Source organism: Sulfuricella sp., from assembly GCA_041651995.1.
Taxonomy (GTDB): Bacteria; Pseudomonadota; Gammaproteobacteria; order Burkholderiales; family Sulfuricellaceae; genus Sulfurimicrobium.
This window is the reverse complement of the sequence record JBAZID010000001.1, coordinates 42029-63423: the sequence shown is the minus strand read 5'-3', so window position 1 is coordinate 63423 and position 21395 is coordinate 42029. Positions and strand designations below refer to the sequence as shown.

The 21395-nt window shown below is 61.0% G+C and carries 15 protein-coding genes; 9 read left to right on the top strand and 6 right to left on the bottom strand.

All coding sequences use genetic code 11. The annotated features are described in order from the left end of the window. The 3 genes from WC392_00295 to WC392_00285 all read left to right on the top strand — a co-directional run bounded on the left by WC392_00295 (position 1) and on the right by WC392_00285 (position 3741). The gene (locus WC392_00295; protein ID MFA5240793.1) at positions 1-651 is read left to right on the top strand and encodes a hypothetical protein; all 651 of its coding nucleotides are present in this window, start codon (positions 1-3) and stop codon (positions 649-651) included. Positions 652-1021: 370 nt separating this feature from the next. Continuing rightward, a complete protein-coding gene (locus tag WC392_00290) occupies positions 1022-2863 on the top strand; it encodes an EAL domain-containing protein (protein ID MFA5240792.1) in 1842 nt (613 codons plus the stop codon). Positions 2864-2976: 113 nt separating this feature from the next. Continuing rightward, complete coding sequence (locus tag WC392_00285) at positions 2977-3741, top strand: hypothetical protein (protein MFA5240791.1); 765 nt, start codon at positions 2977-2979, stop codon at positions 3739-3741. Positions 3742-3872: 131 nt separating this feature from the next. Here the strand turns inward: WC392_00285 and WC392_00280 are convergent, their stop codons facing one another. The 6 genes from WC392_00280 to WC392_00255 all read right to left on the bottom strand — a co-directional run bounded on the left by WC392_00280 (position 3873) and on the right by WC392_00255 (position 11168). Continuing rightward, positions 3873-5189: a TolC family protein gene (locus WC392_00280; protein ID MFA5240790.1), complete on the bottom strand. Its 1317-nt coding sequence runs from the start codon at positions 5187-5189 to the stop codon at positions 3873-3875. A gap of 138 nt (positions 5190-5327) precedes the next feature. Next, the gene (locus tag WC392_00275) at positions 5328-6635 is read right to left on the bottom strand and encodes a glycosyltransferase family 2 protein (protein MFA5240789.1); all 1308 of its coding nucleotides are present in this window, start codon (positions 6633-6635) and stop codon (positions 5328-5330) included. Further along, positions 6623-7612, bottom strand: coding sequence for a hypothetical protein (locus WC392_00270; protein MFA5240788.1), 990 nt, complete (start codon positions 7610-7612; stop codon positions 6623-6625). Before WC392_00270 ends, WC392_00275 begins: the two co-directional genes overlap by 13 nt. A gap of 163 nt (positions 7613-7775) precedes the next feature. Next, a complete protein-coding gene (locus WC392_00265) occupies positions 7776-8870 on the bottom strand; it encodes an HlyD family efflux transporter periplasmic adaptor subunit (protein MFA5240787.1) in 1095 nt (364 codons plus the stop codon). A 2-nt stretch (positions 8871-8872) separates the two neighbouring features. After that, on the bottom strand, positions 8873-9859 hold the full coding sequence (locus tag WC392_00260; GenBank protein ID MFA5240786.1) for a hypothetical protein: 987 nt from the start codon (positions 9857-9859) through the stop codon (positions 8873-8875). 61 nt (positions 9860-9920) lie between these two features. Next, on the bottom strand, positions 9921-11168 hold the full coding sequence (locus tag WC392_00255; GenBank protein MFA5240785.1) for an NAD-dependent epimerase/dehydratase family protein: 1248 nt from the start codon (positions 11166-11168) through the stop codon (positions 9921-9923). A gap of 382 nt (positions 11169-11550) precedes the next feature. Here WC392_00255 and WC392_00250 point away from each other — a divergent pair, with 382 nt between their 5' ends. The 6 genes from WC392_00250 to WC392_00225 all read left to right on the top strand — a co-directional run bounded on the left by WC392_00250 (position 11551) and on the right by WC392_00225 (position 21385). Further along, complete coding sequence (locus WC392_00250; GenBank protein MFA5240784.1) at positions 11551-12126, top strand: PEP-CTERM sorting domain-containing protein; 576 nt, start codon at positions 11551-11553, stop codon at positions 12124-12126. Between the two features lie 222 nt (positions 12127-12348). Continuing rightward, positions 12349-12969 carry a lytic transglycosylase domain-containing protein gene (locus tag WC392_00245; protein MFA5240783.1) on the top strand — a complete coding sequence of 207 codons (621 nt, stop codon included), beginning with the start codon at positions 12349-12351 and terminating at the stop codon, positions 12967-12969. Positions 12970-12978: 9 nt separating this feature from the next. Continuing rightward, the gene (locus WC392_00240) at positions 12979-13362 is read left to right on the top strand and encodes a response regulator transcription factor (protein MFA5240782.1); all 384 of its coding nucleotides are present in this window, start codon (positions 12979-12981) and stop codon (positions 13360-13362) included. 355 nt (positions 13363-13717) lie between these two features. After that, positions 13718-18811, top strand: coding sequence for an SdrD B-like domain-containing protein (locus WC392_00235; protein MFA5240781.1), 5094 nt, complete (start codon positions 13718-13720; stop codon positions 18809-18811). A gap of 61 nt (positions 18812-18872) precedes the next feature. Next, positions 18873-20072: a multicopper oxidase domain-containing protein gene (locus WC392_00230; GenBank protein ID MFA5240780.1), complete on the top strand. Its 1200-nt coding sequence runs from the start codon at positions 18873-18875 to the stop codon at positions 20070-20072. Positions 20073-20092: 20 nt separating this feature from the next. Further along, complete coding sequence (locus WC392_00225; protein ID MFA5240779.1) at positions 20093-21385, top strand: multicopper oxidase domain-containing protein; 1293 nt, start codon at positions 20093-20095, stop codon at positions 21383-21385. Positions 21386-21395 lie beyond the last annotated feature (10 nt).

Genomic DNA, 21395 nt, shown 5'->3' with positions numbered 1-21395 from the left:
ATGGTTTTACGTTTGTTGCGCCATGGGGCGGTTGTGGCATTCCTGGCCGTTTCCTGGTTGCCCGATGCAATGGCAGGCAACAACAAGGAGTCAAAGGACCGGCAGGCGTTGCGTCGTGTTCAGGTGCAACTGAATGAGGTTCGGCAGCAGAAATCCTCGCTGGAGCAGGAAAAGTCCGTGCTGGCCGGACAGGTGGAGGAGATGAAGAAGAAATCGCTTGGTCTTGAATCCGGCGCGGCCAGGGCAAATGCCCGCTTGACCACCCTGGACAAGAAAATGGAAGGCATGAACAAGGATAAGGACGAGCTCTCGGACAAGCTCCAGAAGTCCGCCAGTGAGTTGCAGGAGATGACGAAGAAGCAAGCGGAAGCGATGCAGACGCTGCAACGCAAGGATCAGGAAATCGTGCGTCTGGAGACCGCTGTTTCGCGCCAGACCCGCCAGGTCGAGGCGTGCGAGACAAAAAACACCAGGCTCCACCAGCTCAATGTCGAGTTGATGGACAAGTATCAGTCCAAGGGCATATTCGGCGCGTTGCTACAGGCCGAACCTTTTACCCAGATGAAGAGTGTCGAGGCGGAAAATCTGTTGCAGGATTATCGGGACAGGCGGGATGAGGAAAAATTCACACCCGTGCAAAATCCGCGCTAAATGCGGATGCAGCAGCATTCTGGTCGATTCGCGGCAATATAAATAGCACCCTGACTTATCCTGGAAACCTCAGTTCGATAACCACGGAGGGCACGGAGAAAAGCGGTTTGCGGTCATATATGGCCTCACCCAAGGGGTGAATGCCAAACATCATGCAATCTATGGTTTTTACTCCGTGTTCTCCGTGAACTCCGTGGTTAACTGCTTTTTATAGGATTATTGATCCGGCACGAATTATCCGTAAAGCCGCTAACCCAACCTACATGTGGTCACATTAAATAAATAGTATCGCCTCGACGCTGTCTGAAAAACAAGATTGCTTCGCTCCATTGAGAAATATTGGCAGCACTCACAAAGCCAAGGCCATACCATGAATCTCGCTAGGCTCAGTAAAGAAAAAGTAGCTGAAAACATCAAACTGTGCAGAGGCGAGCTGGAGCAGGCGATCGCCTCGAGAAATTTTTCGACGCGATTCAGACAGGTCGCTTCGCTCAAGTCATGCCAGGTATTTGGCTATTTTGCCCGCGTGTATGGCCCTCCGGACAGCCCGATGCGGGATATGGCGCACTATTTCGCTGTTGCGCGAGAAATGGGCCTGGTAGACAAGCTGAGCAGCCGCTATTTCGAATCCGTGTTGTCCAGCTTCAAAAACAACGTTATCACGGGCGAGCTGCTGTTGCCTCTCCCCGAAATCTGCCTGGGTGATTTCAGTGATGAAATTGCGCATCTCCTGGTGAAAGCACTGAAAAAGCATGAAGTCCCGGCGCAGCGAGTGATACTGGTCTATCCCCATAGCTCACCCTTCTTGCGGCCGATTGGCCATTCGGCCAGCAAAAACCTGATGAAGGAATTGCGCCATCTCGGATTTGGCTTGGCTGCTCAGGGGATAGGATGCACTCTGGATGAGAGCGTTTTTCTTGCTGATTGGCAGCCAAGCGTGCTGTTGCTGGATGAACAACATTTTGAGGACATGGATTTCCAGGCTGCATCGATTGAACGTCTGCGCACCTTGATCGAGATCGAAACCAGGCGGGGCAGGCAGGTGCTGGCACAAGGCATCACCACATCGAGCCAACTCCATAAGATCCGTGGGCTTGGTATCGAGTTGGCTTCGGGCGATTTCATAGGGAAATTCACCTCCAAACCCTGTGACAAGTTGTCTGCCGCTGCCTGCCAGGCGATCAGCAAGAGCTGCGGCTCCATTAGTAAACCGCAGGAATTCATTCCCTTGCTCGAACGGCTGCTGATCAAGCGCTCGCCAGTCAGCACGGAAACCCCAGCCGAGGAGGTTTTCAAGTTGTTTGAAGCCGAGGCCAGCTTGCGTGCCATCGCGGTAGTCAAAAACGGTTTGCCGGTGGGACTTATTTCCCGCTACGACATGATCGATAACATGGCACGGCCATTCCGGCACGAACTATTCGGCCGCCGGCCCTGCGATCGCTTCATGGACCCCGATCCACTTGTCATGGACGTGGGCATCAATCTGGCTGAATTGACCGATATGGTGATCCGCGCCGATCCGCGCCATCTGGTTAGTGGTTTCATCATTACCAGGTGCGGGAGCTATCTCGGCATGGGCTCCGTGCAGGATCTGATGCGTGAAGTCAGCGCCATGCAGATGGAGGCGGCGAAGTATGCCAACCCCCTGACACAATTGCCGGGCAATGTTCCCATCAACCGGAAAATTGACAAGCTGCTGGGGGAGCGCGCCGAGTTTTTCGTTGCCTATTGTGATCTGGACCATTTCAAGCCGCTCAACGATGTCTATGGCTATGCAAAAGGTGATGAGATCATACTGTTGACGGCGCGCCTCTTGTCCGAGGCTGTCGAGCCGGAAACCGATTTCATCGGCCACATCGGAGGAGATGATTTTGTCCTGATTTTTCGCAGCAAGGATTGGAAAGCACGTTGCGAAAAAGCCCTGAAACGCTATGAGAAAGAAATTCAGGCTTTCTTTCCTCCTGGCGATATCGAACAGGGTGGTTATACTGCCACCAACCGCAAGGGGGAAATGGAATTCTTCGGCCTCACCAGCCTCTCCATCGGCGCGGTCAAGATCGAGCCTGGCGCTTATGCCAGTTATCTCGACGTGGCAACCGTGGCAGCCGAAGTAAAGAAGAAAGCCAAGGCGATTGCGGGCAACAGTTTTTATGTCAACCAGCGCAGAATCCTGCCGCACAGCTACACAGAGGCCGGCACGTCAGATTCATGATTTTCGAATTGCCAGCCTGCTGGGCAAGCAGTGGCCCGGCGTGCACAAAATGCTTCCGTTCGTTCTGCCGGTCGATGTATTGTGGCCATGATAATTTTTAAGCCGGAATGGCGATGAATCTGCCGAAATGCCCAAAATGTGGCCACGTCCGTTCACCTGGCGAAAGCGCTGCGCCGGGAATTTGCCCCGAATGCGGCCTGGTTTTCGAGAAATGGGCGCAGCGCCATGCGTTCGTGCCGTTCAGCCAGCGCACAGCGGAAGAAACCGGGGAGCCGGCCTGGCGCGCGGCGCTGCGGGAGCGTCTGGAACATGTGCCGGAGCACGTCGACGCAAGCTACCTTTATGGCCGCGCCGCCTTGCTGCTGATGTTTCTCGTCTGGGGCATCCGTCTGGCCTTGATGGACTACCGCTATGGGGAAATGGGCAGTTCGTTCATGCATGCCATTTTGTTGCCGATTCACGAGGCCGGGCATGTATTTTTTATGCCCTTCGGCCAGTTCATGGCGATTCTCGGCGGCAGCCTTTTCCAGTTGATGTTGCCGCTGATCGCTGCCGCCACCGTGTTGTGGCAGAACCGCGATCCTTTCGGCGCGGCGCTGGGTGTGTGGTGGTGCGGCGTCAGCATGATGGACCTGGCCGCCTACATATATGACGCAAAAAGCCCGCAATTGACACTGCTCGGCGGCCGGACGGGCGAGGATGGCCCTCATGACTGGATTTACCTCCTCGACGTATTTGGCAAAGTGCAGCAAGCGCAGTCCTATGGCGCCATCATTTACTGGTTCGGCGTTCTGCTCATGCTGGCCGGGCTGGCGTGGGCTGCCCGCGTGTTGTGGCGCATACGGGCGCTCAGGGACGCGGAAGCTGTCACCCATTAGCCCTTGCTAGGGAACCCCTGAACAAGTGGTCATTGCGAGGAACGAAGTGACGAAGCAATCTCGCAACTCTTTGAAAAACAAGATTGCTTCGCTACGCTCGCAATGACCTCACGTACTTGTTCAGGGGTTCCCTAGCTACGTGGCACCGGCTGCTCTGAATCCGCTTCAGCGCAGCTGTCGGGGGCCAGCAGCAGAAGGTCGCTGGTTTTTTGCAGCGACTGGCTGTGGCTTTCGATTTCTGCCAGGGCGGCTTGATATTCCTGGGAAATTTTCTGCATCAATTCATTGAAGACAGGGTGCGGCAGCCGCTCGAACTGCATTTTTGCTTCGCGCAGGGCTTCGCGGGCTGTCTGGGCCTGGCTTTTCGCCACCTCCAGCCGGTTCCGGGCGAGCTGGAGGTTTTCGTATGCCTGCGCGGTGTCGAGCTGGAGATCCAGGCGCGCCTGCTCACTCAGCATCTGGTTCACCACCAGGGCGGCATTGAGCCGGTCACGGTTGGCGCGTTCGGCTTCCTGAAAGCCGGCCGGCATGCTGATGCTGACGCCAGCGGTGGCGGCGTAGCCCTGCCTGTCGTTGGCGAGTTCGCTGGTGTAACCCAGGCCCAGGTGGAGGGCCGCATTCACGCTGCTGCCGGCGCCGATCTCGCGGTTATAGGCAAGGGCTTCACGCTGGGCAGCGAGCTTCCCGAGCTCCGCCGAGTGCCGTTCAGCCGACTGGTTAAGCCCCGCGCTGGAGAGGCAGGGCTGAGGAAGGACCGGCTGCACGGACTGAAATGCGCCAATCCGCTGGCCCACAATCGAGTGCATGGTATTCAGGGCCACGCGCTGCAGGGCGCGGAAGCGCTGCAGCTCATCCCCGGCAGCCGCCAGGCTGTTGCTGAAATGCAGAAATTCGCTGCTGGTCCACATTCCCTTTTCATGCAGCTTGCTGGCCGCGGCTTCGTTGGCGCGCAGTGATTCGAGGTACTGCGCGGCCAGTTGTTCGGCCTGGCTGTATTGCCAGTACAGGATGTACTGCTGGCGCAACTGGTGCAGCAATTGACGCCGCATGTCATCGAAGTCGATCGAACTCAGCCGGGTTTGCGTTTGCGCGGCCCTGGTCGCCTCGAGCTGCTGCGCCCGCCCGCCCAGCAGCGGGTAGCTCAGGGCGACATGCGGTTGCAGGGCGTCGTAGTTGCGGGTCAGATTGCTGGTGACGATCTGCCTGTGATGCCCGGCATCCAGCCTGCCGGAGATTTGCATCCCTTCCCTGGATTGCTGCTGGCGCAATACATGTTGCGCATAGTCGATTTGCGTTTCCATCGCCTTGAGGCGCAGCGAGGACGCAAGATTCTCTTCCAGTTTCGACAGCGGCAGTGCTTCGGCGAATGACGCTATCGGCGCCATGGCTGCGCCCAGCAGTGCCGCCAGCAGTGCGTGGCGCAAGGCGCTTTTATTGATCCGGTACATTTTATTCCGGACTGTAGGTCGGACTTTAGTCCGATTTTTCGGGCTAAAGCCCGACCTACAATGGAAATAAGTTCGTTCCGTATCAATAGTATTTGCGGTCGTGTTTGCTGTGCCGGACATGCAAGCCCCCTTGTAGCGCTACCAGTGCGGAATCCTGGCCCAGATTCTCTCCGGCACGTAGGGATGCCAGAGACGGATGCGCAGAAACTCCCGCAGCATGGAAAGCAGCTCCACCAGGTGAATGGGCAGGCGGTAAAAAGGGTAGAGCGGCGCCAGCCACAGCATCTTGAGGCGGGGCGTGGCGGCGATGTCATGGGCGATCAGCAGCTTGATGAAGAGGAAGAAAGTGGTCAGCCAGTACACCACCGTCAGCAGCGCCGGCGTGGAGAATGGATCGGTCAGGATGAAATAGACCACGCCCCACAGCGCAAGAAAGGGAAGGATGACGCGGAAAATCAGAACGTCGCCGAAAACCAGCGCGTTGACCCAGCCGAAGCGCCAGAAATGATAGAGATCGCCCTGCTTGTGCAGGCGGATCTTGATCATGTTGCGGCTCCAGCGGCTGCGCTGGCGCAGCAGCCAGCCATAGTGGCCGGGCACATCGGTCCAGACGATGGCGTCCAGCGCAAAACGCAGTTTCCAGCCCTGCTTGCGCAGGCGCAGCGTGAGGTCGGTGTCGTCCCCCAGCCCGGAGTCGTAGCCGCCCAGCTGACGCATGGCGACGGTGCGGAACATGCTGCCCGCGCCGGGCAGGATGGACAGCATATTCAGCGGCGCGCGCCACAGCCTGGAAATGCTGACGTTGAGCGCATATTCGCATTCCTGGAAGCGCGTGACCCAGTTGCGGGCCGCATTTCTCACGCGCAGATTGGCGGACACGGCGCCAACTTTCGCGTCGGCAAAAGGGGCAAGCAGGTGCTGGATGATGCCGGGCTGCAACTCGCAATCCGCATCCGGTATGAAAATGTAATCGCCGCGCGCCAGCGTCAGACCGATATTCAGGCTGCCGGGCTTGCCGTTGTGGTTCCGGGCTTCGAATACGCGCACCCGGCCGGTTTTCTCCCATGCGCGGGCGCGCGCCACGCTGCCGTCGGCGGAGAAGTCGTCAACGAAAATGACTTCCAGGTTGTGATAGCCGCATTGCAGCGCGGACTGAATCATTTTTGCAATGCTGTGCTCCACATTGCGCCCCGCGATGACGATAGAAACCAGCGGATTTTCTGGCAAACCAGGGCCTTGCCGGGCGATCAGGGCACGCGGATAAAACACGCTGGTCAGCCACAGCAGGATATCGGGCAGCACGAAACGCAGCAGGAGCAGCACCAGAAACCAGAAATACAGATTGGCGGAAGTCAGCAGCTCGCCCAGAACGCGCGCCATCCCGCTCATGTTCGCCAGGCTGAGGGGCGAGAAGAAATAGGCCGGGAAGCCGTTCAGCTGTTCCATGACTGTTCCAGCTGGCTGGCCAGATCGCGCGCCGGATCAAGCTCGACAATGCCTGCCCGCAGGCCATCGCCCGCCCCGGCCAGAAAGCGCTGCAGCCAGATATCCGCTCCGGCCCGGTCCGTTGCCGGCAGCAGGATCATCAGGCGCTCCTCGTTGTAACGCCCGATCTTGTCGGAATTGCGCAGGCTCGCCGCCATGTGAAAGATCAGTTCTTCCGTTCCGGCGCCATCGCCCGGAGCGAGCCGCAGCATGATCAGGCTGAAGGCCGTGCCATAGCGGCTCGCGCGGCGCATCTCGTCTTCGAGCAGGAACATGAAAACATGGCGGCGATAGATCGGCTGGCCTTCACCTTCGAGCAGCAGTTCTTCCTCCCGGGCGAACAGGCGCCCATTGTTCAGGGCTGCCATGCCGAGCGAATTCAGGCGGAAGCTATGGATGTCCCTGTGCAGCAGCTGGTCACCCGGGGTGCGCGCCTGGCAGGCCATGCACAGGCCTTCCACTTCAGGCACCTGGAAAGAGGCGTGGCAGCTGTGGCAGGTGAAATTTTCACCCGGCACATCGTGGTCCGTGCCCAGGTCTTCCAGGCGGCCGTGGCATTTCGGGCAGATTCGCCCCTTGCCGTCATGGGCAAAGGCGGCGGCCGGCCCCACATAGCCGCAGCGGAAATGGTGCAGCAGCGAAAGCGGCGAGATATGCGGGGATTTGCACGCGGAGCAGGCCTCGCGCACGTTGACATGATGGCTGCCGCAGGCCGGGCAAACGCTCAGGCGGTCGAAAAATAGTTTGTCCAGGTAGTCGGCCGAGGCGAGAGATTCGAGGTCCTGCAGCATCTGCCCGGCAACGCCGCTTTCGGATTGCGGGAAATGGCTATATCCCTGGGCATGCCCAGGCTGCCACTGCGGCAGCAAATGGCCGCCGCATTGCCGGACCTGCTGCAAGACCGCCATGGGATCGGTGTACTGCATATTCCTGGTCATTGGCCTTTCCTCCTCCTTCTTCCGTTCGTGCTAGAAAAGTTTGTTTTAATCGTCATTGCGAGGAGCGAAGCGACGAAGCAATCTGGAACTGGTCGATTTTCGTGAATCGAGATTGCTTCGCTACGCTCGCAATGACGGGGCGGCGAAATAAATCAGCGTTTCCCTAGCTCTTTCCCCACAGCCACTCACCCCACGATGAAACGGGGATTCTGACCTGTACCCTGGCAGCGAAAATCAGCTTTTCCCGCAGTGCCGGGTCGAGCTTGTCCAGGTTATCCAGGGTGATTTTCACCGGGCGGTACTGGGACCACTGATCGTGCTGCCAGAAATAGCGAGTCAGCGACTCGGGCAGTTTGGCCGCTTCCGGCGTCAGCGCCGCGATATGCCCCGGCAGGGTTTCCGCAATGCCGGGGATGCGGATGTAGGCGGGCATGCCGACGCTGAGGCTGGCGATTTCCGACGGATCGGTGAAGACCATCACATAGGCCCGGTCGATGTCGAAAATGCGGTAGATCGGCGTTCCCGCCTCGACCACGGCATTGGGATGCGCTGTGCAATCGAGTACCTGGCCGGATGCAGGGGCGAGCAGCGCTTGCGCGCTGACGCGCTTCCTGGCCTCTTCCAGCAGGCTCAGTTGCTGCTGCAGGGAAGCGACTTTTTCCACGCTGCCTTTTTTGGTCTGGGCCAGATCCAGCTGCGACTTCTGCCAGGCCTCGCGTAGCGCCGCCGCTTCCGCAGCGGCGCGCTGCGCGTCAGAACGCGCGGCGTCGCGCGCCACCCGTCCGATGGCGCGGGCAGCGTGCAGCTCGTCATAGGCCCGGGATAGCGCCCGGGCTTTTTCTGCGGAAGACGCGGCGGCCAGATGATTTTGCCGCGCCATGCGGACTTCCACGGCGGCAGCGGCAGCGCCCTCGTTCTGGTTGATCTGTTCCAGATGCAATGATGCAAGCCGGGTCTGGTAGTCCGAGGAATATTGCTCGTCCAGCATGAAATTGCTCACGACGACCAGCGGCTCGCCAGCTTTCACCTTGCTGTAGCAGCTGGTGATCTGCCGGGTGATCTGGGCGCGGTAGAGCGGGGCGACGGGAATCAGGTCGCCATGCAGCAGGCCTTCCACGCGCAGGTTGGCAGGCGGCACCACGGCCGCATACAGGAAGGTGCCGCCCAGCAGCGGAACAAGGGCGATCCTGGCCCAGCGCTTTTTGCCTGCCGCCGTTCCGGGGGTCGATTTTGGCTGGGATTTGCCGCGGAAATGCATGCTTATCTCCTGGTCAGGATGGCGGGCAGGGAGGGGTAGTCGTTGATCGCAATGCCGCGATAGAGCGGCGCATGCGTTTCCAGGCGCGCATCGAGCTCAAGCAGGGCCGCGCTGAACTGCCCGAAAGTGGCACCGGCATGGCTGATGGCTTCGCTTGCGCCCCGATGCGTGGTGACCCCGAACCACCAGGGTTTCTTCAGCGCATCCAGCTGGCCCAGCGCTTTTGCGGCGATGCGCAGGCTCGCGCCGGGAGCGCGGCGGTAGGCCATCATGACCACGGCGTCAAGCTTGCCGGCGGCGCTTTCCAGCATGGATTTTCCTGCCTCGTCCGGGGCGGCAATGTTGGCATGGAACGGAACCACGGCAGCGATCAGCGGGAGCTTCATGCTCTGGCTGGCCTGGCGTATGTTGCCCAGCATGTCCAGATAGCCGTGGATGAGCTGTTCGCGCGCGCCCGTTTTCCATTCCGGCAGGGTGTGCGGCTCGATGTCCAGGCACAGGCCGTCGAACAGCTGGCTGCGCTGCTGGAAATCGAGCAGCTCGGCCACCGCCCCGGGTATTTGCCATCCGCGCCTGCTCCACCCGGGATCACCAGCCACGGCGTAGAAAGCGATGCCGGCTGCGCGGCAGGCATGGATGGCGGCGCTTTGCTTCTTCCCGCCCGCGAACAGTTGCGCCCGCTCGCCCGGGGGGATCGAGTAAAACACGCTGCGGAAATTGAATTGCCGCAGCAGCGCCACGACCGGGTCCGCTTCCGACAGCGGGGTGCGCCACACCCACAGGCTTTTGGGTATGGCGCCAAGAACCCCCTCTCCCCTTGCGGGAGAGGGCTGGGGAGAGGGGGGGCGCATGGATTTCTCACCCTCTCCCCAGCCCTCCCCCGTCAAGGGGGAGGGGGCGCTAGCTTCCCTGAGTGCTCCGCCGGACTGCCCCGAAACGGCGAGGCCGAATCCCGTGGCCAGGTACTTGAGGCATTGGCGGCGCTGCATGGTCATTCCCCTTTGTGCCCGAACGGCGCGCAAACCAGCGATTCAGCCGGAGATCGTCTTGCTAGGCCGCTGCGACCGCGCCATCGAGGTTCAAGCCGATGGGGGCGTCATTCAGCCTTGCGGCCTGATCATTCCCCTGAACGGCTTGCCGCCACCCGTGCTTCCAGTCCACCTTGGGCAGAATGGAGGATTCATTGACCCGGGCAGCCGCATTCACCGCCTTTTCCAGCATCTGCCCGATGACGCCGTTGTTCAGCAGGTGCGGTTCCAGGCCCAGGCCCTCCAGGCCGGAATGCACGGCGTGGTAATAGTGTTTCTCCTGTTCCACGCGCGGGTTGCGCAGGTGCTGTATTTCCACTCTGATGCCTTGAGCGGCGGCGCTTTCCTGCACCCGGTACGCCAGCTCCATGATGGAGAACTGCTCGGTGAACTGGTTGAAAACGCGGAATTCGCCGCTGCCCGCGGGATTGGCGACCGCCAGCTCGATGCAGCGCAGGGTGTCGCGGATATTCAGGTAGCCCCGGATCTGGTTGCCGCTGCCGTACACGGTGAGCGGCATGCCGATCGCGGCCTGCACCACGAAGCGGTTCAGCACCGTGCCGAAGATGTCGTCGTAGTGAAAGCTGGTGCACAGCTCCGGATCATCGCCGGTCTCGTCGGTATCGATTCCGTAGACCACGCCCTGGTTCAGGTCGGTGACGCGGAAGTCCCACATCCTGCTGGCGAATTCCAGATTGTGGGAATCGTGGACCTTGGACAGGTGGTAAAGCGAGTGGGGTTTCTTGGGGTAGAGCACCCGGTCCTGGCGGCCGTTGTGCGTGACTTCCAGCCAGCCCTCTTCGATGTCGATATTGGGCGTGCCGTATTCCCCCATGGTGCCGAGCTTGACCAGGTGGGCCTGCGGGCAGTATTCGCGCATGGCGAACATGACGTTGAGCGTGCCGACCACATTGTTGCATTGGGTATAAACGGCATTTTCCTGATTCAGCATGGAGTAGGGCGCGGATGGCTGTTCGCCGTAGTGGACGATGGCATCCGGGCGGAAATCATGGCAGATGTCGCGCATGACCTGCCCGTCGTCGGCGATGTTTCCGATCACCGTCATGATGTGGCGGGATTTCTTCCGGCGCCAGTGACTGGCGCGCTCCAGCATCGACGGGACGGGCTCCAGCGGCGCCGCCCCGACCTCGATCTCCCAGCTGCGCTTGGCCATGTTGTCCACCACCATGACCTCGTGGCCGCGCGCGGAAAAATGCATGGCCGTCGGCCAGCCCAGATATCCATCTCCACCCAGAATGCAAATCTTCATGATCCTTCTCCCTGTCCCGTAACGATTGGGCGCTACACGGTTAAATTTATAATCCAGGGGGACGGGTCAACAGAATGGGGTGAACACCCTATTCTGTAGTAGGTTGCTTTACTGAATACACGGTAGAAAAACTTCGGGTGGGGGGGATTATGTGATTGAAACTGACCAGGGGCCATCTGAACATGTGTGCGATGTCATTTTTGGTGTCGAGTTTTCTTACACAGATTGTTTTCAATAGGCACAAAGCAGGATGCCAGAAAGAATGTAACTATATGTTAAACAATAAAAACAATTGAAATGGTGATTCATGGAACGTAATTTGCTTATATAACTTTACAAGGTGAATAAGCCGCAGAAAAAAATTTAATTCGAGGAGAGCAACATGTTATCGACAATGACGAACAAGATAGCCTTAGGCGCTATGTTTTTTGGGTTACTTGCCCCGCTTCCGTCGCAGGCTTATGTGGTGACATTCGATGATGTCGCAAATGCAAGTTCCACACCCTTCACCTCCGGCGGTTTGAATTTTTCCGGGTCCAGTACATATGTCTGGCAAGGTCCCGGCTATGGGGCTGACAACGGCACGCTTAGCCTAATCTCCGGGTTCAGCAACAGTTTCACGATTACGAAAAATGGCGGCGGCACCTTCACCATAGACCAACTGGACGCAGGCCTGAGTTGGTACACAGTGGCGCAGTACCCCGGGGCGTCGGCTGCGTATGATGTTTCGGTGGGCACGGACGTCATCACGCTGGACACTTTTTACAAGACCTTCAATTTCAGCAATCTCACCAATTTGAGTTCGCTCACCGTGAGCTACGCCCCCTCCGACGGATATTTCGCCTTCGATAACATCGTATGGCACGACTCATCTTCAGTGCCTGAACCCGCCACACTCGCCCTCTTGGGGCTTGGCCTCCTCGGCCTGGGCGCGGCCCGGCGCAGGAAGCTGCTCTGATCTGGTATTGGCTCATGCGATAACGGGGGCTGCGGCTCCCGTTTTGCATTCATGGAGCCTTGTGCAGGGGAGTGAATTGATCCAGGACCGGCGCAGGTAAATCGCGCTGTCCCATGCGGAATCCACCGGCTTAACTTACAGCATCCAGCGTATTGCCTGCCATGGATCGATTGCCTAAGGTGAAAAGCACAGCAGCATGCTGATTTTCACCACAGGTGAGCCATGAAATTTCCGGGATATGTTCTTGCCTCGCTGTATCTGCTCGGCTCCGGTGTCTGTGCGGATGCGCGGGCCGATATCTATGCCTATACCGCTGCGGACGGCAGCGTGAGCCTGAGCAATGTGCCGGCGGACAGCCGCTTCAGAACCTTCGTTTTCGAGCGGAACCGGGCGGACGCCCCGGCTTTCACGTCCGCGCCGGCAAGGCAGCCGCTCATCCGCGCCGGCAAGGTCCGGTTTGAGCGGATGGTCGAGGAAGTCGCGCGGGCCCATGGCCTTGAGGGGGCGCTGCTGCATGCCGTGATCTCGGTGGAGTCGCAATACAATCCACGCGCCGTTTCCAGGAAGGGCGCCGCCGGGCTGATGCAGCTCATGCCGGCGACGGCCAGGCGCTATGGCGTTTCGGACTCGTTCGACCCGGCGCAGAACCTGCATGGCGGCGCGAAATATCTGCGCGATCTGCTGACCCTGTTCAACAGTGACATGAGCCTGGCGCTGGCTGCCTACAATGCCGGCGAAAATGCGGTAATCCGGCACGGCAACCGCATCCCCCCATTCCGCGAGACCCGGAATTATGTTCCGCGCGTGCTGGACTATTACCGTCAGTACCGGGTCAGGGTTTAAGCGTCCCGGATGAGGAAAAAACTCAATACCCTGATCGTCGATGACAATGACGCCTTCCGGCAGTCGTTGCACCGGGTGCTTGCGCGGCATTTTCCCGCCATGCGGGTGGCCGAGGCGGCGGACGGGGAGGACGCCCTGCAGCGCGTGGCGCAGCGGCTGCCCGATCTGATCTTCATGGATATCAGCCTGCCGGGAAGGAATGGCCTCGCCCTCACCCGGATCATCAAGAATGTTTATGTTCATCCCATGATCTGCGTCATCACCAGTTTCGACCTGCCGGAATACCGCGATGCCGCGCTGCATAGCGGAGCGGATCATTTCATCCTCAAGGACGAATCCACCGAGGCCGCGATCGTCTCCATCGTGGACGGTGTGCTGACCGCTAGGCACTGATTTTCACACGCCCCGCAGCTCTCCATTTTTTCAAATAGATACGGGATTGCTTCGTCACTTGTCTGGTGTTGCTACGCAACGCCTGGCGGGTTACGCAAAAAGCGCTAACCCACCCTACATTTGGCTCTGTAGCCCATGCTGCCCGGGCGGTGCGCAGCTACAGTCATTCACCCATCTTCAAGTGGAGTTCCGGCCGTAGCGAAATGCAGTCTTTGCCTCGGTGTCAATTTGCCGCACTTCATGAACAATTTGTCACATGGATTTCAGCGGCGTTGGCAGTCGGCCATGCCGGAAAATCCGGTCCAGGAAAATTTGCAGTCAAGTGAGTGAGGGAGGCGTTATGGAAACCCATGCCATGAACAATTTTAAAGGGGTGCTGCAGAAAGCGTGGCGGCTGATTATCGCCGCGCTGCTGATGTGCGTATTGCCGCAGTATGCGGCGGCTCTGACCATCAACGTGGTTGGCCCGAACAACGAGCCGGTGACGGGTTTCCGCTGGCTGGTCGAGGAAGACAGCACCAGGGATTCCCGGCCCGGCGTGCCGGCTGACGGCAGCAACCTGGCATTGAGCTTCCACGCCAGCTACATGCCGGTGACGGGCGCCGGCAACAGCATCGATCCTCTCAAGTCTCCGGCGGCCCTCGCGCTCGACTCGCAGAAGCGCTATTACGTTTCGGTGCTGCCGGATGCCGGTTACCAGATGGGGGGCGCCGCAGTTGCGCCGGGACAGACGGCGGTGAATATCGTGGTGAACAAGGCCCCGATTCCGACCGCGCAGATTTCCATCTTTGTCTTCAATGACAACCAGCCCATCAACGGCGCGCCCGACCTGCCGCAGGAAACCGGGCTGGCGGGCTTCTCCATCACACTGAAGGAGGCTGGCGGCACCTATGGCGCTTCCGGCGGCCAAGTTACCCAGGATGCCTTCGGCAATCCCATCGGCACCGAATACCAGAAGAACCCCGATGGCACCCCGGTGATGGTTGGCGGCGCGCCGGTGGTCAGCATCAGGGGCAGCGGCTTCATCAAGTCCGGGGCGGATGGCACGGTGCTGATCAAATACCTGGCACCGGCCAAATACACGCTTGAAGTGATTCCGCCGGCCGGTTCGGGGTATATCCAGACTTCCACCATCGAGGGCACCAAGGGCATCGATGCCTGGGTGAAAGCCAACGAACCCAGCTTCTTCCAGGAATTCGGCCCGCCCGGACACCATGTCTTTTTCGGCTTCGTCAAAACCGCCCTCCGGGATGCCTCGGTGCTGAACGGCGCCAGCACGGTCAGCGGCAAGGTGGTCAACATGCACATGTCGCGGCCGCCCAATTTTGCCTTTTACAACGGCGCGCCTTTCCCGCAGTGCTGGATCGGCCTGAACGAGCTTGCCGTGGCCGGCGGGCGCGCGGTCTTCACCACGCCCTGCAATCCGGACAGCAGCTTCACCATTCCCGGCGTTGCGGCTGGCACCTACCAGCTGGTGATCTGGGACGAGAACCTGGATATCGTCATCGCCTCCAACAATGTCACGGTGCCGCCGGGCGGCGGCGCGGTTGACCTGCAGGAAGTGCCGGTGTTCAACTGGTTCCACCGCCTCGAAAGCCGGGTGTTCTTCGACGCCAACAACAACGGCTTCCGCGATGCGGGCGAGGCGGGCATGCCGGGGCAGGCCATCAATATCCGTTTTCGCGACGGCAGCGTCTACCAGTCGCAAGTGACCGACATGAGCGGCGAGACCAGCTTCAATGAAGTGTTCCCCTTCTTCAACTGGCTGGTGGCGGAAGTCGATTTCGCCCGCTTCAAGGCCACCGGCGCCACTGTCGTGGTGGACGCGGGCGGCCCTGTTTCGCCGCATGACGGCTGGACCATGCCTTCGTGGGACAAGCTCAATCCCCAGCCGCAGTCCGAAAATGGCGGCCTGCCTTATCGCACCCAGACCGGACCGGTCCTGGTGCAGGGCTTCCAGGGATTCCTCGGCCAGACCAACGTGATCGAATGGGGCAAGAACAACTACGGCCCCAATGAAAACGGCGGGATTTCCGGCATCGTGCGCTATGCCACGACCCGCGCCGAGGAAGATCCGCGCTATGCCGCGGCGGAGAACTGGGAGCCGGGCATTCCGCGCGTGCAGGTCAATCTTTATCGCGACTGCAACGCCGACGGCATCATCGACAAGCCGGACTGCACCGCGATCACCGGGCTGAATACGGCCACCGGCGTGGTGCTGGCCGATGCGGACAACTGGCCATTCGGCAATTTCCCCGGCCCTGAAGATCTCGACCGCAACAGCAACGCCGTCTTCGACACCGGCGACAGCATGGATATCGCCACCACCGACAGCTGGGACGACAGCCTGCCCAGCGGCTGCCAGGGCGAGCCTTTCGTGTCCAATGGCCATCTCACGGACTGCTACGACGGCCTGCGCAACTTCAACCAGGTGCGCCCGGCGGTGTTCGACGGCGGCTATGCCTTCGGTGGCGGAGCCGGGAAACCGGAACTGCCTCCCGGCCGCTATATCGTGGAAGCGATCACGCCTCCCGGTTATCAGCACGTGAAGGAAGAAGACAAGAACGTCGATTTCGGCGATACCTACCTGCCCGGCACCCTGGCGCTGCCTCCCGCCTGCGTGGGCGACGTGCGCGCCGTACCGGCCGAGCTGACCCTGTTCCCCGGCGTGCCTTCGGCCTATGCAAGCCAGCCGCGTCCGCTGTGCGACCGCAAGGCGGTCGACGTGGCCCAGGGCAAGAATGGGGCGGCGGACTTCTTCATGTTCACCGAAGTGCCGGTCGCCAGCCATATCGTCGGCATGATCCTCAACGATCTGGCCAACGAGTTCGACCCCAATGCCCCGACTTTCGGCGAGAAACAGGCGCCTGCATGGCTTCCGGTGTCGATCCGCGACTGGAGCGGGCGTGAAATTTCCCGCGTGTATGCGGACCAGTGGGGCACCTTCAATGCCCTGGTGCCATCCACCTACTCCATGAACCTCCCCATGCCCTCGGGCGTGGCACCCAACATGATCACCACCTGCATGAACGATCCGGGCCCGGTTCCCGGCACCGACGCGAGCGGCAATCCGGCCATGGTGATCGACCCGTACTTCAACCGCCAGTACAGCCAGTTCTGCTATACCTTCCAGTACCTGCCGGGCAAGACCACCTACCTGGATACACCGGTGCTGCCGGTGGCCGCATTCGCCGGGCCGGGCCAGTTCCCCGTGGATTGCGAATTCCCGGACGGCACGCCGCTGATCTACTCGGTCGAGGGCAGGACTGCGGCAGACATCAGCCAGAACGGGCCTTTTGTACCCGTCCCCAGCACGCTTGTTGCCAGCCAGCCGAAGCTGAGAATTGTCTCCGCTGGCACGGTGCAAGTCCCCAACCCGGCCTATGACGGTACCCCGTTAACGCTCAGGAATATCCCGCGCGACTTCGGCTTTGGCGCGGCCCAGGGCGCCGGCAAGGTCACCCTCGGCGGACTGAGCCTGCCGGTTATTTCCTGGAGCAACGGCATTATCGAGGTGCGCGTTCCGAGAACGGTCGGAACCACCAACGGGACCACCGGGCAACTGGAAGTCACGCGCGACAATCTCAAGACCTCCAGCCTGGGCGTGACCGTCACGGTCGGCACACCTGGCGGTACCACGGTCAGGGCGATGCTGCCGGGCACGAAAATCCAGGCAGCCATCGATGCGGCCAATTCGGGCGACCTGATCCTGGTTCCTCCCGGCCGCTACGACGAGCTGGTGATCATGGACAAGAAAGTCCGCCTGCAGGGCTGGGGCGCGCTGTCCACGACCATCAACGCCGCCAAGGTACCGGCGGAGAAGCTGACCAACTGGCGCACGCTGGTCAACACCAAGTACGCCAACGGCACGGCTGCCCGCACCTTTGACCTGGTGCCGGGCCAGACGACGGGGGTCAATGCGCCCGACAACGAGCCCAACCTGTTCAATACCGAAGAGGGCGCGGGCATCATGGTGCTGGCCAGGAGCAACGGCAATGGCGCCTTTACGTCCGGCACGGCGCATGCGCGCATTGACGGTCTCGGCATCACCGGCGGCGACACCGGCGGCGGCATCTTCGTCAACGGCTACGCCAATTACCTGGAGATCAGCAACAACAGGATCGCCGGCAACAACGGCCTCTATGGCGGCGGCGTCCGGCTCGGCCATCCCGCCCTGGTCGACGCCAACGGCAACCCGAGCGACAGCCAGAACGACTTTGTTTCCATCCACAACAACCATATCGCACAGAACGGCGCGGAAACCGCCGGAGCGGCAGGCGGCGGGGTTGCGCTGTGCACCGGCAGCCAGAACTACAACGTCAGCGGCAATTACATCTGCGGCAACTTCAGCGCCGGTCACGGTGGCGGTATCGGCCACCTGGGCTGGAGCGGCGGCAGCACGATTGCCAACAACACGGTGATATTCAACCAGTCCTTCAACCAGGGGGTGAATGTTTCCGGCGGCGGCATCTTTGTCGGCGGACAGCCGCCGCTGAACGGCGCCGGGCTTTCACCGGGCGCAGGCAAGGTGACCATCAGCGGCAACCTGATCCAGGGCAACCAGGCCGGGGCAGGCGACGGCGGGGGCATTGCCGCCCAGTTCGTCAACGGCCAGGACGTGAGCCGTGCGCCCAACAGTCCGGCAGGCTGGTACCCGCTGACCATCGCCAACAACATCGTGGTGGACAACATGGCAGGCATGGCGGGGGGCGGCATCTCGCTGCAGGACAGCATCTACGCCACCATTGCCAACAACACCATTGCCAACAACGACAGCACGGCCACGGCGGGCGCGGCATTCGCCGCCAACAGCCCGAACCAGTCGACGCCGCAACCAGCGGGGATCGTCTCGCGGGCGAGCAGCACCCTGCTGTTCAGCACCATCGGCAACGGCAACAGCGCGCGTCCCTACAAGGTCGAGCACTCGAACCCGGCGCTGGTGAACAACATCGTGTGGCATAACCGCTCGTTCTACTGGGCGATCGACAACACTGTCTCACCGGCGGTCTTCGGCCTGCGCCCCAGCATCGGTGCTGGCGGCGAGGCGCCAGTGTACTGGGATCTGGGCGTGCTGGGCACATCAGCCCCGGCCTTGCTCAACCCGGTGTTCAGCGTGCTGACCGATACCACCGGCTATGCCGCATCCAACCTGAGCGCCGATCCGTCGTTCGTGGCCAGCTATGTCAATGGCCAGCCCGGGCAAACCATCCAGCAGCCGGAGCTCACCACCGGCATCGCCACCGCCGCGGCCTTTGACGAAGGCGGCAACTGGATCGACGTGCGCTTCGGACCGCTCACCCCGTCCGGCAACTACCACCTGAATGCGGGCTCCCCCGTCATCGACATGGGAAGCCAGGCGCAGTGCGCGACACCGGCCAACTGCCTGATCGACATCGACCGGCAGGTGCGTTCCAACCCGCCGGACATCGGCGCGGACGAGTGGCAGTAAAACCAGGGCAATTCGGCCCGCCGCAAATCCACAGCGGCGGGCCGGTACAAGGAGAAAGATCATGAGCACCGCAAATCTTTTCAAACTCGGCGTTTCCCTGGCGGCGGCCGCCTTCTGGACTGCCTCGCTCCCTGCCGCTGCCGCCGTCTTCGTGCAGTGTCCGGGGGATGTGAATGGCGATGCCATTCCGGATAGCCCCGGCGATCCGGAAGTGGTGTGCAAACACCTCACCGCCAGCGACGGCTTCGCCACCATGGCCGACGGCAATGTGCTCTACACCTTCGGTTTCCACGATGTCACCGGCGTTGCCCCGGCCCAGGTATTCGCCCAGGGCGAGATGGCGGCCGAATTCCCGGCGCCCACCCTCGAACTCAGGGAAGGCAACCGGTTTTTCCTCTCCATGACCAACGTCGGCATGCTGATGCGCCCGGACCTGTTCGACCCGCATACCATTCACTTCCACGGCTTTCCCCAGGCCGCACCGGTCTTCGACGGCATGCCGGAGGGCTCGTTCGGAGTGAACATGGGATCGAGCATCACCTATTTCTACAACATCGTGGAGCCCGGCACTTTCCTCTATCACTGCCACATGGAAGCCACCGAGCACATGCAGATGGGCATGCTCGGCAATCTCTACGTGCGGCCCGCCCAGGACGGGCAGGCCAGGGTGTACAACGGCAAGACCTACACCCAGTTCGCCTATAACGATGGCGATGGCTCGACCGGCTACAACAAGTCCTATCCCCTGCAATTGAGCGGGTTCGACCGCAAGTTCCATGAAGACCACATCGCGGTCCAGCCGCTGCCCTTTGCCACGCTGCGCGACAGCTACACCATGATCAACGGCCGCGGCTATCCCGATACCGTCGATCCGAACCCCCTGACGCCCCCGGCGGAAAACGGCGGGCTGGCATCGCAGAAACTCAGCTCGCTGATCCAGCTCAACCGCGCCAGCGAGGGCGAAAAGCTGCTGCTGCGCCTGTCCAATCTCAGCGTCACCAACTATTACACCGTCACCATCCTCGGCTTGCCGATGCGCGTGGTCGGCGGCGGCGCCCATATCGCGCGCGGGCCCGACGGCAAGAACCTCGCCTATGACACCAGTTCCGTCACCCTGGGTGGCGGCGAGTCGGCGGATGTCCTGGTCGATACCTCGGGTGTCCCGGCGGGCACCTATTTCCTGTACACCACCAATCTCAATTACCTGAGCAACGACGTGCAGGATTTCGGCGGAATCATGACCGAAATCCGCGTCAACTGATGCACAAAGAGGAGGACGACATGAACCCGAAGACCAGCAAATACCCGCGCTTGCTCACCGCCGCCATGACGCTGCTGCTGTTTGCGGCGAGCAACATGGCCTGGGCCGTGGTGGACGGCGTCGCCGCCAGCACCTTCAACCTGACCGCCAGGGCGGACTATATCTCCAGCGCGGACGGCAACGTGCACTACGCCTGGGGCTACGCCAACGGCAACGGCCGGATGCAGTACCCGGGCGTGACCATGATCGTCAACCAGGGCGATACCGTCACCGTCACCCTCAGCAACGAGCTGCCGGTGCCCGCGCCGGTATCCATGGTCTTTCCCGGCCAGAGCAACGTCGTCGCCAGCGGCGGCACACCCGGCCTCATGACCAGCGAGGTGCTGCCCGGCGGCGGCTCGGTGACTTACAGCTTCGTGGCCGGCAATCCCGGCACCTATCTTTACCACAGCGGCAGCAACCCGGCGCTGCAGGTCGAGATGGGGCTGCTCGGCGCGCTGATCGTGCGTCCCGCAAGCCCCGATCCGCTGCGCCAGGCTTACGCGCATCCCGGCACCAGCTTCGATCATGAATACCTGTTCCTGATCACCGAGATGGACCCGCTGATCCATGCCCAGGTCGATGCCCAGGTGATGGCCAACCCGGCCAGCGTGCCGGTCGTGGATACCAGCGCTTTCCGCCCGACCCTGTGGTTCCTCAACGGCCGCAACGCGCCGGACGTCATGCTCGACGCCAACGTGCCGTGGCTGCCGACCCAGCCCTACAACTGCCTGCCGCGCATGCATGCCGGCGAAAAGATCCTGATGCGCGTGATCAATGCCGGGCGCGACCTGCACCCCCTGCACACCCATGGCAACAACACCTGGCTCATCGCCCGCGACGGGCGCCTGCTGGAAAGCGCGCCGGGGATGGGCCCCGATCTGGCCGAGTCGAATTTCACCCTGCGCACCGTGCCGGGCGAAACCTACGATGCCACCTTCGAGTGGACCGGCAAGGGCCTGGGCTGGGATGCCTATGGGCACGCGCCGGGTGATACGCTGGCCCCGAACGAATACGCCGCGGATCACGGCAAGCCCATTCCGGTGATCCTGCCCAATATCCAGGATCTTTCCTACGGCGCGCACTACAGCGGCAGCCCCTACCTGGGGCAGTTCGGCGCCCTGCCGCCGGGGCAGACCCCGCAGGGTGAAAACGGCGGCTACTTCCACATGTGGCATTCCCACAACGAGAAGGAAATCACCAACGACGATATTTTCCCCGGCGGAATGATGACCATGCTGGTCATCGAGCCAGCCGGCGTGACCATACCGTAATCCAGGGAGC

Bases quoted from the DNA above. Each gene is read 5' to 3' on its own strand.
- WC392_00265 (MFA5240787.1), bottom strand. From the start codon at position 8,870: ATGCATTTCCGCGGCAAATCCCAGCCAAAATCGACCCCCGGAACGGCG.
- WC392_00225 (MFA5240779.1), top strand. From the start codon at position 20,093: ATGAACCCGAAGACCAGCAAATACCCGCGCTTGCTCACCGCCGCCATG.
- WC392_00285 (MFA5240791.1), top strand. From the start codon at position 2,977: ATGAATCTGCCGAAATGCCCAAAATGTGGCCACGTCCGTTCACCTGGC.
- WC392_00295 (MFA5240793.1), top strand. From the start codon at position 1: ATGGTTTTACGTTTGTTGCGCCATGGGGCGGTTGTGGCATTCCTGGCC.
- WC392_00255 (MFA5240785.1), bottom strand. From the start codon at position 11,168: ATGAAGATTTGCATTCTGGGTGGAGATGGATATCTGGGCTGGCCGACG.
- WC392_00245 (MFA5240783.1), top strand. From the start codon at position 12,349: ATGAAATTTCCGGGATATGTTCTTGCCTCGCTGTATCTGCTCGGCTCC.
- WC392_00235 (MFA5240781.1), top strand. From the start codon at position 13,718: ATGAACAATTTTAAAGGGGTGCTGCAGAAAGCGTGGCGGCTGATTATC.
- WC392_00250 (MFA5240784.1), top strand. From the start codon at position 11,551: ATGTTATCGACAATGACGAACAAGATAGCCTTAGGCGCTATGTTTTTT.
- WC392_00230 (MFA5240780.1), top strand. From the start codon at position 18,873: ATGAGCACCGCAAATCTTTTCAAACTCGGCGTTTCCCTGGCGGCGGCC.
- WC392_00240 (MFA5240782.1), top strand. From the start codon at position 12,979: ATGAGGAAAAAACTCAATACCCTGATCGTCGATGACAATGACGCCTTC.
- WC392_00275 (MFA5240789.1), bottom strand. From the start codon at position 6,635: ATGGAACAGCTGAACGGCTTCCCGGCCTATTTCTTCTCGCCCCTCAGC.
- WC392_00260 (MFA5240786.1), bottom strand. From the start codon at position 9,859: ATGCAGCGCCGCCAATGCCTCAAGTACCTGGCCACGGGATTCGGCCTC.
- WC392_00280 (MFA5240790.1), bottom strand. From the start codon at position 5,189: ATGTACCGGATCAATAAAAGCGCCTTGCGCCACGCACTGCTGGCGGCA.
- WC392_00270 (MFA5240788.1), bottom strand. From the start codon at position 7,612: ATGACCAGGAATATGCAGTACACCGATCCCATGGCGGTCTTGCAGCAG.
- WC392_00290 (MFA5240792.1), top strand. From the start codon at position 1,022: ATGAATCTCGCTAGGCTCAGTAAAGAAAAAGTAGCTGAAAACATCAAA.